The organism is Pseudoxanthomonas sp. PXM03 (assembly GCF_014852005.1).
Classification (GTDB): domain Bacteria; phylum Pseudomonadota; class Gammaproteobacteria; order Xanthomonadales; family Xanthomonadaceae; genus Pseudoxanthomonas_A.
This window is the reverse complement of record NZ_JACVAU010000003.1, coordinates 17766-36367: the sequence shown is the minus strand read 5'-3', so window position 1 is coordinate 36367 and position 18602 is coordinate 17766. Positions and strand designations below refer to the sequence as shown.

Genomic DNA, 18602 nt, shown 5'->3' with positions numbered 1-18602 from the left:
GCGAAGCGCAATGCTTCGCCAACATCGACGCGCTAAAACAGCACCACCCGGCTTTGCCGGGCGGTGGGTGGGCTTTTTTTAGCAGCTAAATGAAGAGTGCGTCCCTCTGATATCAAGCAAGATCAACGGCTATGTTTCTCAACAAGATGCTGGTAATTGAGTCGGTTGTAATCGACCATCGCAAGGAACCATTCATCGAACCCGGAGAAGGTATCGACGAGCCCACCAGCGAGCCATAGCACTTTGCCCGGCGTCGTCGTATGGGGACGCGTCATCAGCATGACGTCGATATCGTCCGAGGACACGGCAATCGGCAGCAAGTCCGACTTATCGAAGCCACATAGCTCTTTGAGTGGTTCAAGCGACTCAACTAATTCTGCAGCTCGGGCTGCACGCTGGCCACCTACAAAGTCGTCAATGCCAAATACATCGACGTGGTTCTTGAAAGCCCGCCATCCGTTCGCGTGCAACAAAAAGGCCCGATGCTGCGAGTCCAACACGTAGCCAAGCCGTGCTTCAAGCGCCAGCAACTCTTCCTCTGAAGCCGCAACTTCAGGCAGCGTGTTCTCCCACAACCCGTCAGCATCTACCTCCGCGATCTTCTGCTTGACGAGATGGGCGATTACCAGTTCCCGTTTCCAGTCCAATTTATATCCCTTTCGTAAATGAAGTGCGTCGGCTTGTAGCCAAGTGGGTAATTCTGCGCTTGGCGACCAAGACTGGAATTGATCGAGTTATCCATATCCAGCCAGAAGGGGGACACGGGTCTACCGGTCCAGGTCGTGTCGGGGCCATGACCAACGACGCCGGTGTACGGTCGGCCAGCAGCTCTTGCAGCTGCCCGCTCTGCATCTGCGGCATAGCTAGCTGCGTTCCGCAATGCGCCCGTCGTCGATACCCTGCCAGTGGGGGACATGTAGCCCTCGGCAATCGACAGGTTACTAACGTCGGCGTACTGACGAATCTGCTGCACTTGGGCCGGGCTCGCACCAGCCACAGGATTTCGAAGGACAACCGGACCAGACATCAAATCGCCAGGGTTGGCGATCTCTTGACGAAGAAGATCACGCTTAAGCAGCTCGTACTGGTATGCGTTATGGGCAGGACTGCTATTTACCGCTCTTCCACTGTTTGCAACGAGGCCAGTCGCCCCCCCTTGCGCTGCGCCAAGGTCAATATCACGGACATCGCCCCTACGACCGACGTCATCAACAAACTCTGTAACACCCTCTACACCTCGAACCGCAACACTTACTCCCTGCTTCGCCGCGCCGTAGCCGCCCACCGCTATCGACCCCGCATCTGCGACGGCACTGGATCTCATCACTGCAGCCCTGAACAAGGACATTCCGTCCCCGTTCGCATCTAGAGCATCGGCTTCAGTAAAGCGTCCAGAGAAGCTATCAACTATCTTCTTAAAGCGACCATCCTCACTCGCAAACTTCCATGCTCCACTAATTCTTTGCTCCATCCGCGCCTCTGCCGCCGCACTGGAATCATCGTATCCCGTCGCATATGCCAATGCGGCAATCTGCGGGCTGGCCAAGATGGTGTCTCGCCCCAGCGCCAAAGTACCAACCAAGGGATCATAGACGAACGACTTAATTACGCCAACAATGCCGCCGCCTACACGCACGAACAACTTCTCCCCCTCACCAAGCTGATAGCCGACTTGGCTAGGCATCTTCGGGGACTGCATTGCGCTCGCGTAAGCTTCGGCATTGTTCTTCTGATGCCATGTCAGCTGGGTCTCATGGTAAATCGCACGCGATTGCTCGACGCTTGCGCCAACCGGAATACCGTTACCACCCACTCCCGCCCAGCGGTTGTAGTCCTGCCTCCACTGCCACTCGGTGAAGTTACTACTTACTGTTCGGCCCGTGCTCCGGTCACCTACCACTTCGATCGTATCCAGGGTTACAGCATTGCTTACTGAATAGTCGGCGTTGTAACGGCTGGATATGGAGCCCACGACCGAGGGTGCAGCGGCCAGGTCGCTGGCGCTCTGCTGCGAGAATCCTCCGAGCGCCCAAGAACTGTTTGTGCCCGGCCAGTATCCACCGACAGCGCTAGGCCATTCAGAAGCGGAGCCGACCTGCGGCGCGGATGCCGTAATCGTAGCATCCCGACGCGCTTGCTCTGCTGCTTCGAATTTCCGCATGTAGGGCGTGGCGAAAGCATTACCTAGTGCATTACCGAAGGCATCGGCGGCCGTGTTACGCCAGTTCCAATGAGACCCCGCGCCAGTCGCCTTTCCTGCACTGTACTGGATGGCGGTGCGCATGAGGTTACTACCCGCATCCCGAAGGACCTGCATGGCAGTCTGCTTCCAGGAGAAAGGTATCGGGCCTACGGTGGCTGGCTGGACGGTACTCGAGGAGGAGTCCTTCATGATCGACGGATCACTGCCGCCAAACCGCCGAGTGGCTATGTAGGCGCTTGCGACGTCCGTGACGAATTGGCGGTTATTCCAGCTGACGTCGTACCCCGCCCACTTGCTGAACTGATAGTTCGCGGCGTGCGATGTGGCTGCCTGAAGAACAGGCGTGTACTCGGAATCAATCTTTCCGATATAGCTTGTTGCGCCAGCTGCTGCGGCAGCAACGGCGATGGCCTTGTAGTCGATCTTGCCAGCGGCACCCGAGCCCAACGGATCGAAGTAGTCGAAGGTGTTGCCGCCAGCAGGATTCATCTGCATTCGCATGAACCGACCCCAGTCGTATTCTCCATCCGCCATCAGCTGGAACACTTGACCAGAGTGCGCACCGGCTGCCGCACCAGCCATCGCCCCTAGCTGCTCGTTACCGGTGAAGTAGGTAACGACTGCCCTGACTACGATCGCGACAACGGTCGAGAGAACTCTGACCAGTGCCGTACAGTTATGTCCTGATGGCGGCTCGATATATGGCAAAGATGGACTGGTCGGCCCGGTGATCTCTCCCGGGTTGTAAGGCTTGAACGTACTCGAGTCGTTGCTCGACGTCTTGGTCTCCGGCACGGTCAGGCTGGTGCCCGCGACCAGTTCACTGGCCGGATCACCGCTCAACCCATTCGCTTCGGCAATCAAGTACCACAGATTGCCGTTGCCATAGACCCGCTGGGCCACCGTGCGCAGCGAATCGCCCGCCTGCACCACCACCTGCGTCTTGCCCGCCGTGGTGTTGCTGAAACCGGTCAGGCGGCTCAGTACATCGAGTTTGCCCTCCTCGTCCAGTCCCGCCACCTGCTGACCATTGGCATAGACATTGCGCAGGTTCATACGGCCCAACGCATTGCCTGTCGCATCATTACCCTGGGCATCCTTCTGCTCGAAGGTACTGCCGTTCAAGGTGCCATCGCGACGGGTCAGGATCATTCCGTCGCCATTTGACGTGAACGTCCTGATGCGATCATGCGTGTTGCCGTATTCGGTGTGCTCCTGGATCTCCTTTTGTCGCCCTGCCGCGTCGTACTTGATCTCGCTCGTCGTCAGGCGGTACAGCTCATTGTCGCTGCTGCCCTTGATGAAACTCTCGCGATAGCTGTCCCAACCTTCGTACCGCTCATGGTGGTAGGTATGGGTGAACTTGCCCGCTTCCGCGTACATATAGCCCCTGACCCTGCCTGCAGCGTCGTAGCCGGTCTTCTCGCCTTCGACATAGCTGATGGCCGACGTCGTGACCAGTACGCCCAGATCGGTGGACTGACTGATGTTGGGATTATTGAACGCATGCTGGAGCCACTGCGGGAATGTGTACGCATGCCCTTCGCCACCATTGGTACTTCTCGTGATCGTCCCCGCGGACCGCGCCTTGTTATCCTGCGTCAGCAGGCGACCATCGTTGTCGTAGGTATTGATCTCGGCATAACGCAGCCAGCCTGACACGAACGTCTTGGTCAGATCACCGCCTTGGGCAACCCACGTGTACGAGGTGCCCGGACCGTAGTACTCCAGGCGCTGCAGTAGACGCCCGGCATCATCGTAGCTCCGGCGCTCGACGACACGCGGGGCAGGACCGGTTCCATCAACCGCCTGCTCGCTGAACGTCAACAACAGTTCGCCGCGCAGCGAATAGGTCTGCTGGCGCAGCGTGGTCTTCCACACGTTGTTGACGAGGGTCCACTCGTAGCGGCCGACCTCGTTGCCGATCGCATCGTAGGTGACGCCATAGCTCTTGTTGCTCTCGGCCGTCACTACCTTGCCCTGCCCGTCGACGACGCCATTGACCACCGAGACGCGGTTGAGCCTGTCGTAGGCATACCAGGACTGCACCTCGTTGACCGCGGCAGTACTGGTGCTCTGCGCCTGGATGGCAGCAGGCGCTTCCAACGAAGACGGAGACCCGGCAATGAAGGACTGCGCTGCCAGCCGGTTGTTCCCGCCTCCTCCCGGCTCCCAGGCATAGACGACGAGCACGAACTGATCGCTGGCGAATCCTCCGCGGCCATCCGACACGGTGACCGTCAGCGTGTAGTTCATACCCGTACCCGTGCGAGGCGTATACATCGCAAACGTACGCGTCGTCGCATTGAACGTCATGCCTGAGGGCATACCCGACGCACTGTAGGTGAGCGTGTCGCCGTTGGCATCACTGAAGGTATTCGCAGGCACCGTGTACGACCAGTTGACGTGATAGTCCACGTACCGATCTGGGATAGGAATCGCGACCACAGGAGCGACGTTCGCCGGCGGCGGCGAATTGACCGTGATGGTGAACGTCGTACTGCCGATCCCGCCGATGCCATCATTGGCGTAGTAGGTGACCGTGTACGTGCCTGCAGTAGTCGGCGTACCGGTGATGTTGCGCGTCGCCGGATCGAACGACAGGCCCGGTGGCAGGCCAGTGGCCGAATAGGTCATAAGATCGTTGTCGGCATCGCTGAACATCGGCAGGTTCAGACCCCATGCGGCACCGGTCGTTGCCGTCTGCGCGGCGATACCCGGTGCCACGGGAATGTTGTTGGCGGTGACACGGAGCAAGAACGTCGTGCTGGTGACGCCACCTTGGCCGTCATCAGCCGTGTAAGTAACGTTGAAATCGCCGTAGCTTGTCGGCGTACCACTGATAACGCGATTGGAGGGATTGAAAGACAGTCCGGCGGGCAGGCCGCTGAGACTGTAGATCAACGGGTTGCCGTTCGGATCGCTGAAGGACATCAGCGTTGCCGACAGCGCCCTGCCCTGCCGTGCTGCGATTGGCACCTGCGCAGGGGCCACCGGCGCTGCGTTGATCGACAGGTTGAAGATGCCATCCACGCTGCTGGAGCCATCGCTGGCGACAATCTTGATCCGGTAGGCGAAGGCACTCCTTCCTGCGTTCGGCAATGGGATACCGTTCGCGGTGCCGGTGATGGTGCCGGTGTTGGGATCGATCGTCAGGCCTGCGCTGCTCGCGGACAACCAGGCGGCCGGCACGCTCCGGTCGATCGGCTCGTGCGGGTTTGTGGTGTAGTCAGTCCACTCGTATGCCGGACGCTCGACATACAGCGTGTAGTTCAGCGCATCGCTGTTGGCGTCAAGGAACGCACCTGCCGTCAGCGGCCAGTTGATGCTGCCATTCTGCTGGGCGACCCGGTTCGGCAGATTGCCCGAGTAAGTGGGCGGGTTATTGATGATGCTCAGGGTGAATGACGTGCTCTGCGTTCCTCCGCGTCCATCGCTGACGCTCACCGTGATCGTGTAATTGCCGAGCGCGGTCGGTGTTCCGTAGAACGTCCGGTTAGGCGGATCAAACCCGACGCCGGGCGGCATACCGGTAGCGCTGTAAGTCAGCGCATCACCGTTGACGTCGGTGAAGGTGTTGGCCGGCAGCGGAAGCCACCAAGCCTGGTTGCGACCGAAGCTCTGGTTGCTGATGCCGATGTTCAATGCCGGTGCGACATTGGGCGTGGTGACGGTGAAGCTCTGGCTGGCGGAGATGCCGGCGGTGTCGGTGGCCGTGACGGTAATGGTCCAGCTGCCGACGGCACCAGGGGTGCCGCTCAGTGTCTGGGTCTGCGGATTGAAGCTCATCCACGCCGGCAGACCGCTGACCGAGTAGGTCAGCGTGTCGCCGTTGGGGTCGGTGAAACTCGGGACCAGGAAGCTCCAGGCGGTTCCTGCGACCGCCGTCTGATTCTGGATGGAGGGCGCGACCGGGGCGCTGTTGGCGATCGTCAGCGTGAAGCTGGTGCTGACGCTGCCGCCGCGACCATCGTTCGCCGTCACCGTCACGCTGTAGTTGCCCAACGCGACCGCCGTGGATCCGGTGATGGCACCGGTCGTGGCATTGATGGCCAGGCCATTCGGCAAGCCGGAGGCCGAATACGTGAGCGCGTTCTGGTTGACATCGCTGAAGAACGATGCCGTCGCGAAGTTCCAGCTGGTGTTGCGCCCGAGGCTTTGCGGTGGGATCGTGCTCGCCGTCGGTGGCGTATTGGTGACGGTGAGGGTGAAGGTGCCCGTACCCTGCAGGCCCTGCGGATCGCTGGCGATGATGCGGACGTTGTAGCTGGCCTGGGTGAGGTTGGTGGCCGTGCCGGTGAATTGGCCGGTGGTGCTGTTGATGCTCAGGCCCAAGGTGCTCAGGCTGACCCAGCTGCTGCCGACCTGCACCTGCGCTGTGTAGGTCATCGCATCGCCGTCGGGTTCGGTGAAGGCGCCGGCCGGGAGGTTGTAGCTGAACGTGCCGCCATGTACAGCAGTGGCAGCCGGCAGGCTGCCACTGCTGTAGACAGGCGCGCTGTTGGCGAACGGCACCAGACTGATGCGGAAGTCGGAGTCGCCCGTGTTTCCAGCAACGCCAAGCCTGCTTCCGCCGCTTGAGGGATAGCGGCCGTCGTGGGCGGACACGCGGATATCGAACGACGACACCGCAGTGTCCGCAGGAACGGTGCCACTGAAGGTGCGCGTCGCCGGATTGAAGGTCATCCAGCCCGGAAGCGCACTGTAGTGCAATTCGTACTGGCGTCCCCCTCCCTCGCCCTCGATGTAGGACGTCTCGACGATGACTTTGACACTCAGGCTGTATGCGTCGCCGTCGGCATCGGCAAACAGGTGATCAGGCAGCGTGAAGCTGAAAGAGCGACCGATGCTCAGGTTGCGGTCGACAAGCGCGACAGCGGCGTTGCGGGTTGGCGCGGTGTCGGTGTTGATCTGGAACGACAGGGTCAGCAGCGTCGTCAGCCCCTCGGTATCCCGCGCTTCGATCTGCACCGAATGCGCGCCGGCATGGGCTGCCGCAGGCGTTCCTTCAAGCGTGATGTTGCCCGTGTCCGTATCGTAGTCGAGCGACAACCAGGCGGTCGCAGTGCCCTCCGGATGCACGAGGCGGAGCGAAACCGGCTCGCCGTCCGGATCCTGGAACAGGCTGGCCACGGGGAACACCGCGCTGTAGGGCATGTTGGCGCGCACTGACTGGACAGGCGGTACCGTCACGATGGCAGGTGCGCGGTTCGCATACACCGTGATGACGAAGTCGATGGCGACCGATGCACCATCGGGATCCGTCGCCGTCAATCGCACCGTGTAAGCGGTTCCCTCCGGGACTCCAGCCGGCACCTGGCCTGCAAAGCGCAGCGCTGGCGTGGCCTGATCCACGCGAGTGAATGCAAGCCAGCCGGGCAACGGCAAGCCATTGCTGAGGCTGGCGGTGACGGTCAGTGCATCGCCATGGGTGTCCTGGAACACCGTGCCCAGCTCGCGCTCCAGCAGGAAGCTGCGCCCCAGCGTAGCACTCTGGTTCGGGATCGGGATCACCACGGTGGGTGCGGTATTGGCCGCCACGGTGAGGGTGACGGTGTGGGTGCGAGTGGCACCGGTCTGATCGGTGGCCGTCAGCGTGAGCGTATAGGTGCCCGCCACCGGTGCGGTGCTGATCAGGCGCAGGGCCGAGGCATCCGATTGCGGATCGATCCCGATACCGCTGGCGCCGGTGATCGCGCCAGTGATACTCAGGCTGTCGCCCACGTCCTGGTCCAGGAAGTAGTCGTTGACCGCGAACTCCATCGCCCACGGCCGGTTGGTCTTGATCGTGTAGGCCGTCGGCGCACCGGAGCGGACCGACGGGGCTGTGTTGGCGCCCACCTTGAGCTCGAAGGTCACAGCCGCGGTGGATGTGCCATCGTTGGCGGTCAGACGCACTTGGTAGGTGCCGGCGGTGGAGGCGGTGCTGGCCACGAACACGGCCTCGCCGGTGTTGGCATCGACGCTGTAGCTGAGCCACGCCGGCAGCGCAGCCCCACTGCCCTGCTGGGCCGTGACGGTCAGCAGTTTGCCTTCCGGATCCCGGAACAGGTCCGTCAGCCGCACCCGGAACTCGGTGGCCACGCCGGTACGTACCGCACGACTGGGCGGCAGCCCGATCACCTCCGGCGCCCCATCCACCGCGGTGATCGGAATGGTGTTCTCACCGTAGCCGCTACGGGCCACCACATGCGTGCGGTTGCCCGCCGCATCGTAGTCGTAGGTCAGCTCGAAGGCCCGCTGACCGGTGGTCAGGTCATCCTGCACCACCCGCTGCAGGCGGTTGTGGCTGTCGTAGACGATCTGGGTGCGCAGGTTGAACGCCTTGCCACGACTATCGGTGACCTGGGCCTGTTCCAGGATACGGTTGCCCGACTGATCGTAGGCATAGGTGTAGGTAGCGGCAGTCGCACCCGTCTCCTGGATCTGCTTGACCAGGCCATTGGCATAGTAGGTCGTGGTCCGGTTGAGACCGCTGCTGTTGGTCTCTGTGGTCAGCTGGCCCGAGGTGGCGTCGTAGCTATAGTTGTAGTCACGCCCGCTCAGATCGTTGCGGTCGACCAGCCGGCCGAAGTAGTCGTAGTCCCAGGTCTGCTCGTTCGTGCGGACCGTCTCGCCATCGCGATCGACCACATTGTTGTGCTCAAGGGCATAGCGCTCCAGCGAGCGCCGCCCACCCAGGTCGTAGGCATATTCCATGACCACGTTCATCGGCGTCTGGCTGCGGATCAGCGAGCCCCGGCTGTCGTAGTCGTACGTGTAGGTCTGCCCCATCGCATTGGTGGATTGCAGGCGCTGTCCGTTCTGGTTGAGCACATAGCTCTCCAGCACCTTGCGCGTGCGCGTGCTGCCGCTGGCCGCCGGCAGGTAGTCCCCGTGCGCGGTCACACGATCCAGCCGGTCGTAGTCCTTGAACGTCAGGTAGCCCAGCGCGTTCTGCGCGATACGGGCGCGTCCCAGCGCATCGTAGGCCGTCAGCGTCACGCTGCCGTTGGCATCGATGACCTTGGTCTGCTTGCCGGTGCCGTCGTACTCGTAGCGGGTCAGGTTGCCGTTGCCATCGCGGCTGGCCACCAGACGACCCAGCTCGTCGTAGGACCAGCTCAGCTCCGGCCGCTGCCAGCTACCGGCCGCATTGGTGGTCACCACCTTCACCAGCGGCTGGATCTGCTTCACCAGCTGGTTGCGGTCGTTGTACTGGTAGGTGGTCTGGTAACCGCGCGGATCCACCAGCTCCAGCACGTTGCCCCAGCGGTCCACCCGCTGGGACAGATAGTTCGCATCGGTCACCACATCGGTGTGCGAAGGCAACACCATCTGCACGGTGCGTCCCAACCGGTCGGTGATCTGCCGGGTCACCGCGGTCACCACATTGCCCGCGCCCATGTAGACGCTGTGCGACTCGCGCACCTGGTGTCCACCCAGGTTGTAGCCGTAATCGCGCCAGGCCCCGCCTTCGGCGTTGCTGCGCACCAGATTGCCGGCCTGGTCGTACTGGTACTGCGCCTGCAGCGTGGCCCCGGGCGCATCGTCATCGCCCTTGGCAATAATCTCGCCGAAGGCGTTGTAGCGCACCGCTTCACGCTGATCCGGAGCGCTGGCGCTGCTGCGGAAGGTCCGTGCGGTCAACTGGCGGCCGGCGCCATCGTAGGTGTAGTAACTGTGCACGGAGGTGTCGCGGCCATCGTTGCCCGACAGCGCATACCAGCTGTGCACCACATGGTCGGCTGCATCGTACTGCAGGAACACGCGCTGGCCCTGCGCATCCCGGCTCATCACCGCCCGGCCCTGGCGGTCGTACATCGTCACGCTGACCTGGTCGTTGGCCGCATCGGCCACCGGCGTGCTCTGCCCGCTTTGCAGACCATTGGCATAGCGGGTCACCTGCACCGCGTTGCCGAAGGCGTCATAGGCCATGGCCGTATACGCCGAGACCTGCACATACAGCCCTTGCGTGCCCAGGCCGATGTTGGTGGTGCCCAGCAGCTGGCTCTCGGCAGTGTTCGCCAGGCGCTCCTGCGCAGCTTCCTGCACCCCGCTCACCCGGCCCAGGGCATCGTAGCTGGTACGCGTGTGCTGACCATCCAGATCAGTGATGATCGCCTGCCCGGCTGCATCGTAGGTCCACTGCGTGCTGACATTGCGCACGCCCTGCGAGCCATCGGCCCGGCCATAGTGGCGCAGCGCCGTCTCGCTGGCCTTGCGGCCCATCGCATCGTAGGTGTAGCTGACGATGCGGTCGTAGCCGATCGCGGCATCGCCACCCGCCGGCGGCGCCGGCGGTGCGGTCGTGGTAAGGGCCGCCTGCGCGGCCACCGTCAAGGCGCGGGCATGCTCGTGCACCAGCGTCACCTCACCCAGTGCGTTGTACTGGGTGGTGGTGACATAGCCTTCGGCATCCACACTCAGCGTGGCCCGACCCAGCTCATCGTAGTACTGCCAGCTGTGCGCCCACAGTCCGCCGGCCTGATCCAGCAGCACCGAGGTGCGGGTCAGCTCACCGAAGGCGTTGTAGCTGAACTGCGTGGTGGGTGAGGCACTGGCGGTGGCACCGGTGGTGCGCACGTAGGTGATCGCCGACTGGGTGACCTGGGTCTTCAGGCCCCGCCGGTCGTAGGTGGTGGTCAACACGCGGTCATTGGCTGCATCGGCCACCACCGCCGAGCCCGTCATCTGCGACAGCGACAGCGCGCTGCCGGCCGTGAACCCGGCGATGGACGCGGTGTTGAGCTTGGTGGCATGGCGACGCAGCGTGGTCTGCTCACCGAAGGCGTTGTAGCCGTAGGCCGTGACATAGCCGTCGGCATCGACCTCGTGGGCGATGCGGCCCAAGGTGTCGTAGACCTTGTAGCTGTAGTAGCCGCGCACGTCCTTCTGCACCACAGCCCGGCCCAGGGCGTCGTAGGTGACTTCGATCGTGGGCGCGGTACCGGTGGCCTCGAACGCGCCGCTGGCAGTACCAATCTGCCAGGCATCGGGGAAGATCGTCTTGATCTGATGGCCGCGGTTGTCGTACTGGTACTGCGTGGTGCGCGGTTGCGTCCCGGTGGCATCTTCGGTACGGCTGAGCACGTTGCCCAGCGCGTCGTAGGTGATGACAGTCTTGATGGTACGGGCGCTGGTGCTGACCGTGCCGGTGATGCTGGCCGTGGCCACTGTCACCGCTGGACTGGTCTGCTCGACCATGCGCCCGGCCGCATCGTAGGCATAGGTCCACACATGGCCCAGCTTGTTGGTCAGCTGGATCCGTTGGCCCAGACCGTCGTAGCCATAGCTCTCGGTCTTGCCGGCCGCATCGGTCACCGAGACCACCTGCCCGGCTGCGTTGTAGGCGGTCTGGGTGATGCGTACGTTGGCTTGGCCATTGACGGCCGTGGCCATGGCCGTCTCGGTCGCCGCCGTGCCGGTGGACACTAATTGCGCGTACTGGCGGCTCTCCACCACCCGGCCCAGACCGTCGTAGCGCAGCTCGCTGACCGCCCCGGCATCGTCCATGCGGAAGCGCAGCTGGCCATTGCCGTCGTAGACATTACGAGTCAGGCGCTGCTGGCTGGCCGCATCCCCGCCGGCGCTGCTGACCGCCGCGGCCACACCGACTTCTGTGCGGGTCGTGGTCGACGGGATGGTCATTGCATAGGCCACCTCGGCCACCACCTGGCCCACCGCGTCGTAGCGCTGCTCGCGTACTGCCCACGTACTGGCCACATCGACGGCCTGCAAGGTGTAGCGCACACGGCCGGCGGCATCGTAGATGAATGCCGCCGTGCGCAGCACTGCGTTCATGAAGCCGGCCAGCGTGGCGATACTGGCCGTACCGGCGCGCAAGGCCGGAAGCTGCGTCTCCAACGTGGCGGCGCTGATCGGGGTCTCACGCTCGATCCGCTCGATCAGCCGGCCGGCGGTGTCGTACTTGAACTCGGTGATCAGACCCGTGCCGGTGCCGGCGGCATCCCGCAGTACCGCCACGGTGAATCGCACGCGTCCGGCCGCATCGCGGACCTGGAACTGTTCCAGGTTGCGCGCATCGTTCGCGCCTGCGGCCAACAGGCCGCCCAACTCGGCCACCGTGGCCGTACCGGCCTGCAGCTTGCCTCGCAAGGTCGCATCGACGGTGATCGGGGTGGCATAGGCGCGCTCGCCTACGACATTGCCGGCTGCATCGAACAGGCTCTCGCGCACCGCGCCGATCGCATCGATCGTGTAACGCAGGCGACCGGCCGCATCGTGCACCCGGTACTGCACCTGGTCACTGGTCGTGTTGACGAGCCTAGTTCGGATATCCGCTAGCAACGTCGTGCCAGCTTCCAATCGGGTCTTGAGCGTGGCATCCACGGTCACCGGTGCCGCATAGCGCACTGTTCCTACGACCCTACTCGCTGCGTCGTAGATATGTTCTTGGGTATTGCCCAGGCCATCAACGATATAACGCACACGGCCTATCGCATCGAGCACCTGGTACGTGCGCTGATCACGCGCGTCGTCGCGCAGATAGGAGGCATCCAGGTCACCCGCGTGCAAGGTCCCTTGCAGCAACTCCTGTTCCAGCGTCGCGTCCGGCACAAAGATCGCGGCGAAGGCGCGCGTACCAATCTGGCGACCGGCAGCATCGTAGTAATGCTCGGCGATCTGGCCATGCAGGTTGCCTGTGTAGCGCAGGCGCCCGTCACGGTCATAGACACGATAGTGGCTCTGATCGGTGGCGCCCCAGCTCAGTCGCGCATCCACCTGCGCGATGGTGAGGCTATCGGTCAGCGTGGCCGCGTTGGTCAGTTGAACGAACTGGCGCGTGGCCACGACCCGCCCGGCTGCGTCGTACCAGGTGCGTGTCATCGCCCCCAACGGATCGATCTGGTAGATCTGCCGGTCGGCCTCGTCGTAGTAGTACCGCGTCACCGTCCCGTTGGCATCGGTGCGGCGGATCATGTTGTCGTTGGTGTCGTAGGCGTAGCCGGTGGTCAGGTTGAGCTTGCCGGCTCCCGGATCCACCACCTCGCTGATACGACGGCCCAGCACGTCGTAGGTGTACGACGTTACTCGTGCCGCCGATCCGCCCCCTTCAATGAGACTGATCTGCTGACCCGCCGCATCGTAGGCGTAACGTGTTTGGACGTTTACACCCGCCGGATCCTGCACCACTTCCTTCAGACGACCCTCGCGGTCGTAGGCGTACTGCACCACCCGCCCACTGGGATCGGTCACCACCAACTGACGGCCTTGGCCGTCGTACTGGTACTGGGTGACTAGCGGCGTGCCGGCCGGATCCTCGATCCGGCGCAGCACCCGGCCGACCGCATCGTAGGTGAATGCCACACGACGCCCACTGCCATCGACCGTGGCGATAAGCAAACCACGCGTGTCGTACTCTTGGGTGCTGACTTGGCTGACATTGTCCGTCGTCTGGATCAGCTGCCCGTTACGGTTGTAGGCATAGGTCGTGGCCTGAGCTAGTGTGTTGGACACGGTGATCGTCTGTCCGTGCCGGTTGTGCAGCGTGCTCACCACCACGCCTTCGGGCGAGGTCACCGTCAAGCTGCGCGCGGCGTCATCGTGGGCATAGGTCGTCAACCGGCCCAGCGCATCGGTCTGGCTCACCACCCGGCTGTAGGCGTCATACGCCGTGGCGGTGGCCTCGATCCGCCCGGACACGGTCTGGCTGATCGTCAGCTGGCGACCCAGCCGGTCGTAGGTCAGGTTGCGGGTCGAGCCGGCCGCATCGACGATTCTGGTAAGGCGGCCGAAGCCGTCATAGATCGTAAAACGCTCGCGCTCCAGCGCGGTGCCCACACCCTCGTTCACGCGCAACTGAAAGCCGCGCTTATCGTAGGCGTACTGCGTTGTCTGAGCGGCAGCCGTGCCCGAAGCGATGATCTGCTCGCTCAACTGGCCGAAGGCGTCATAGCTGTACTGGGTGGTGCTGGCTTCGGCATCGATCAGGCTGGCCAGCTGCCCCCGGGTCGTGTACGTGTACTGCCGGCGCGTGTCGGTGGCGGACACGTAGCTGAGCACCGAGATCGCCGTCTGCGCACTGGCGCGGCTACCCGGCGTGGCCAAGGTGATGCGGCCGGTATAGGTGATCGTCTCGCTGGCCTGGCCGAAGGCGTTGTACCGGGTCTCGGTCACCTCGCCCTGCGCGTTGGCTACGTTGCCGCTATCGGCCACGCCACGCACGATGAAGCTCGGACGGCCGGCGGCATCGTAGAAGTACCAAGTCCGGTTGCCGGCCGCATCGATGCTCTCGATCCGCCGACCCAGCACGTCGTAACCATGGCGCACCCCATGTTGGGCGTAGACCGCATCCAGCTGCGCCTCGCTCATGCCCGGCAGCACCTGCAGGGCGCCTTCGCCGCTGAGCTCGCCGATCAGTTCGTTGAAGGCGTTGTAGCGCAGATGGCCTTCGCGGACGTCACTGGTGCCTTGGGCCACTTCCGTCTTCACCAGACGGCCGGCTTCATCGTAGGTATAGCGGGTGACCGTGCCCTCGGCGTTGGTCTGGGTTTCCACCTGGCCCAGTGCGTTGTAGGCCATGCGCTTCTCGCGGTACGTCCCGGCCCGGCTGCGCAGCGAGGCCAAGGTGTCGTTGCTGGCCCAGGTCACGGCGCTGCCATGGCGCCGCTCGGCACGGGCGTTGCCGGCCTCATCAAAGATCCACTCGGTGAGGTAGCCCTCCGCATCCAGCACGCCAGTCTGGTTGCCGCGACCATCGTAGTAGTAGCGTGTGGTCTGATCGTGTGGGCTGACGAACGGACGCAATTGAGCCATCGTTCCGCTGGCCCTCTGGGACACCGGTGAGCCCCTCGCGTAGCGGGTCTGCGTCTGCACCCGCCCGGCGCGGTCGTACTGCACCTCGCTCAGGTAACCGGCCGCATCCAGCACGCCGATCTGGCGATCGGCATCATCATAGAAGTAGCGCACCACGCGCGCAGTGACCGTGGTGTTGACCGAGTCGGTCGTACGTACCTGCAGCAGGCGATCGGCACCATCGTACGTGTAGGTGCTGATCGAGCGTGCCGCGCTGCTGGCGATGCCATCGGTCACCGTGGCGATGCGACCGGCGCTGTCGTAGGTGGTCTCGGTGACGCGATCGGTGGTATTGCTGACCACGATGCCCAGGCTGTCGAGCTGGGTTGGCACGACCTGTCCGCTGACCAGCCAGGACGTGGTGGTCAGGCGGCTGGCGTACTGGCGTGTGCCGATGACTCGATCGGCACCGTCGTAATAGGTACGGCTGACCGCACCGGTGGCATCGACCGTGGCCTCCAGCCGGCCCTTGGCGTCGTAGAAGAAGTACGTCCGCCCACCCGCGGCATCTTCGCTGGCACGCAGCTGGCCGGCACTGTCGTAGTAGTTGAGCGAGGTCCGAGTCTGGGTACCGGAGCCGGCATTACCGACTTCGCTGACCGAGAGCAGACGTCCGGCTGCGTTGCGCGTCTCGGTGCGGATCATGCCCGCATCGCTGGTGATGATGATCTGTTGACCCGAGTCCAGGTAGGCGTAGCTGGTATGGATCGTGGTGAGGTCGGTGTCCGTGCTGCCGACCTGGCGCACGGTCGTACTCATCAAGCGACCCATGCCGTCGTAGGCATAGACCACCTGCTGGCTACCGGCCAGCGCGATACCTGTCAGCGTGCGGCTGCTGCCTCGCACCGTGCTCTGCTGGCGCAGCAAGCCCTGGGCATCGTAGGTGTAGCGGCTGATCGCAGTGCCCGCCTCTAGCACGCCCACGCCCGAGGCGTTGACCGTGGCGTAGTCGGTGCGCTGGCTCAACCGACCCCAGGCATCGTAGCTGAGCTCGCTCAGCGTGCTGGTGGCCTTCTGCGTCGCGGTCGCCCACGCCTGCAGGCCGGCCAGGTCGTACGTGCCGCTGTAGCTGGCGCCCAGGTACTGCCGCAGGCTGTCCTGCTGGCCGACGCCATTGCCACTGGTGGCATAGCCGAACTCGCTGACATGGCCCAGCGCATCGACCACGAAGCGCAGGCGATCCTGCACGTCATAGATGTAGCGCGTGGTCAGCCCACCGGTGGGCAGGCTGGCACCGGTACGGTCCGGATCCACGCCCGTGTACTGGGTCAGGCTCAACAGTTGGTTGCTCGCACTCCAGGTGCGGCTGATCGCATTGCCGGCCGCGTCCCACTCCCAGGTCACGTTGCCCGCAGCGTCATGGGCATAGTCCACTTGCGACAACACGCTGGCCCCGCGCACCGTCTTGACCTGGGTCACGTTGCCGGCCGCATCGTACTGATAGCTGGTCACATCGGACTGGCCCGAGATCGCCGGGGCGGTCAGGCTGGTCAGCTGGCCGGCCGCATCGAAGGCGTACACCCAGCTGCGACCCAGGCTGTCGGCCACCGTGGTGGTGCCGGTGCCATAGGTGTAGGTCAGCGTCTGGCCCACGCCGTCGGCATCGTTGATGTTGCTGTCCCCGCGTGTGATCGTCTTGAGCCGGCCATCGGCGTGGTAGGTGAAGCTCACCAGCGTGCCGTCGCTCTGGGTGACCGAGGCCAGGCGCAGGCTTGTGCCCTCATAGCTGTACTGCGTGCGGAACAGCTGGCCGTTGTTGGCCGAGGCGGTGGTGTTCCACTGGTTCGCGCCGGTGCGCGGATCATCGATGCTGGTCACCACATCCGGGGTCAGGTCCGTCACCACGCCCGTCAGGCGACCCTGGCCGTCGTACTCGTACCAGACCTGGCTCCGGAGGACGCCGTTCTCGCGCGTGGCGATCGCGCTCAGGCGACCGGCCCCGTCGTAGCCGAACACCAGCGCATCGCCGCTGCTGGTGCCGTCCTGGCTGCGGATCTGCTGGATACGTTGGTTGGCGTCGTAGTCCACCAACCAGGTCGTCGGCGTGGTGCCATCGCTGCGCAGCTCGCGCAGGTAAGTCAGCCGGCCCTGCTGCACGCCATCAGCGTGGCTGGCATAGCCCTCCTCCCGACGCGTGCTGCCTTCCACATAGCGCCAGTCCGTGCCCGACCAGCTCAGCGTGTCGTGGGCACCATCGCCACCGGTGGCCTGATAGGTGTTGGCCCCCACATAGGTGAAGTCCTGGTAGGCCCCGTCGCCGGTGTGGCGGCGCATCACGCTGCCGGCCGCGTTGAGCATGCCGCTCTGCAGCACCACCCGGCGCTCGAAGCCGGTGATCCAGCCATCGGCGCCGCTGTCAGCCAGCTGGCCCAGGCTGTTGTAGGTCCGCCCCAGGTTCACGCTCAGGCCGCGGAACACCAGGTGCTCGTCGCTGCCCTGCCAGACCAGGTTACCCGTGGCTACGTTCACGTACTGGGCATCGCGTCCCTGCCCCACCCCCGCCCCGCCGCCGTACCCCAGCTGGCTCAGCGAGGTGTTGAACAGACCCAGGCCATTACCCGTGAACACTGCCGACATGCCCCTACTCCCCGGTCACCCCCGCCTCCTCCATGGACGCTGTCAGGGCCTATCCCTCTACAGTCCCAGGAAGAGGAAGGAGGTTTAGGGTTGTCGGGTCTCTGGGGCGACCAACGAAGGAAGGACGGACACGTCGTGCCATGCATCCGGATGACCCAAGACGCAGATGTGAACCAGATCACGGCACCGAACATGCTCGATCGATCTATGCGGCGACTTGTCTGCCTTGCGTCGATTCATGCTCAAACCGAGCCGCGCTGTCCGCCGTTGCTGCCGAAGTAATGCGTTACGTCATGCCGAGACGGGCATAGGAAAGAGTAGCTAGATCTTTTTAAATCAATTACTTAGGTTTTTTTCGGTCGACAGTTCCTGAAAGGCCCTGCCCGTGCCGATAAGCCTTCAAAGGACACTTTGGAGGCATTTGCATGTTGATGGATCAGCCCCCGTGCTGGCAGGACCGTGAGAAACAGAACCCCTGCGTCCTGGCGCACTACAACCGCGTTGTGCATGGCCACACCGAACTGCGAGCGGACTGGCTGGGCTGAAAACAGCGCGGCCGATATCTGGTGGCACCGGACGGGCAGCGAATCAGCCCCGAGCGAATGCGCGGGATCATGTGGCGAATGGAGGCGGAAGCCCGCCGGGACAATGCCCGGGCCCGGAACGCCAAAGCGAAAGTTTCGCAGGGATGCATCAAAGTCATCATTGTGGAACTGGCCGACTAGCTGGCCCACCACTTCAGCAGCTGCACCGGGCAAAAGCCCGCTCCTTCCCGTCACTTTCACCGTAGGGCTTTGCCCCTACAAGCCTACGAACAATCACCTCCAGATCACCGTGCTCAACGACATGCCTGACAATCATCGTCGTTAATGCCCAAGCCTCGATTTCCACAGCGCGGGCAGCGAATCGTGCACGGCCAAGACCGGACAGTTTGGCGACGAATCGCTGATCAGCGAACTCATTGTTGGGCGGCTCTTTCAGTGATGCAGTAGCCTGCGAGGAAACGCGACCATGTGGAACGGCT

Annotated in this window: 2 protein-coding genes; both read right to left on the bottom strand. The window is 63.4% G+C overall.

The genetic code is table 11. The annotated features are described in order from the left end of the window. Positions 1 to 122: 122 nt before the first annotated feature. Entirely contained in the window at positions 123 to 647 is a 525-nt protein-coding gene (locus IB223_RS14345) for an SMI1/KNR4 family protein (protein WP_192202460.1), read from the bottom strand. Then, the gene (locus IB223_RS14340; RefSeq protein ID WP_192202459.1) at positions 623 to 17578 is read right to left on the bottom strand and encodes a putative Ig domain-containing protein; all 16956 of its coding nucleotides are present in this window, start codon (positions 17576 to 17578) and stop codon (positions 623 to 625) included. The genes IB223_RS14345 and IB223_RS14340 overlap by 25 nt, the downstream gene beginning before the upstream one ends. Between the last annotated feature and the right edge of the window lie 1024 nt (positions 17579 to 18602).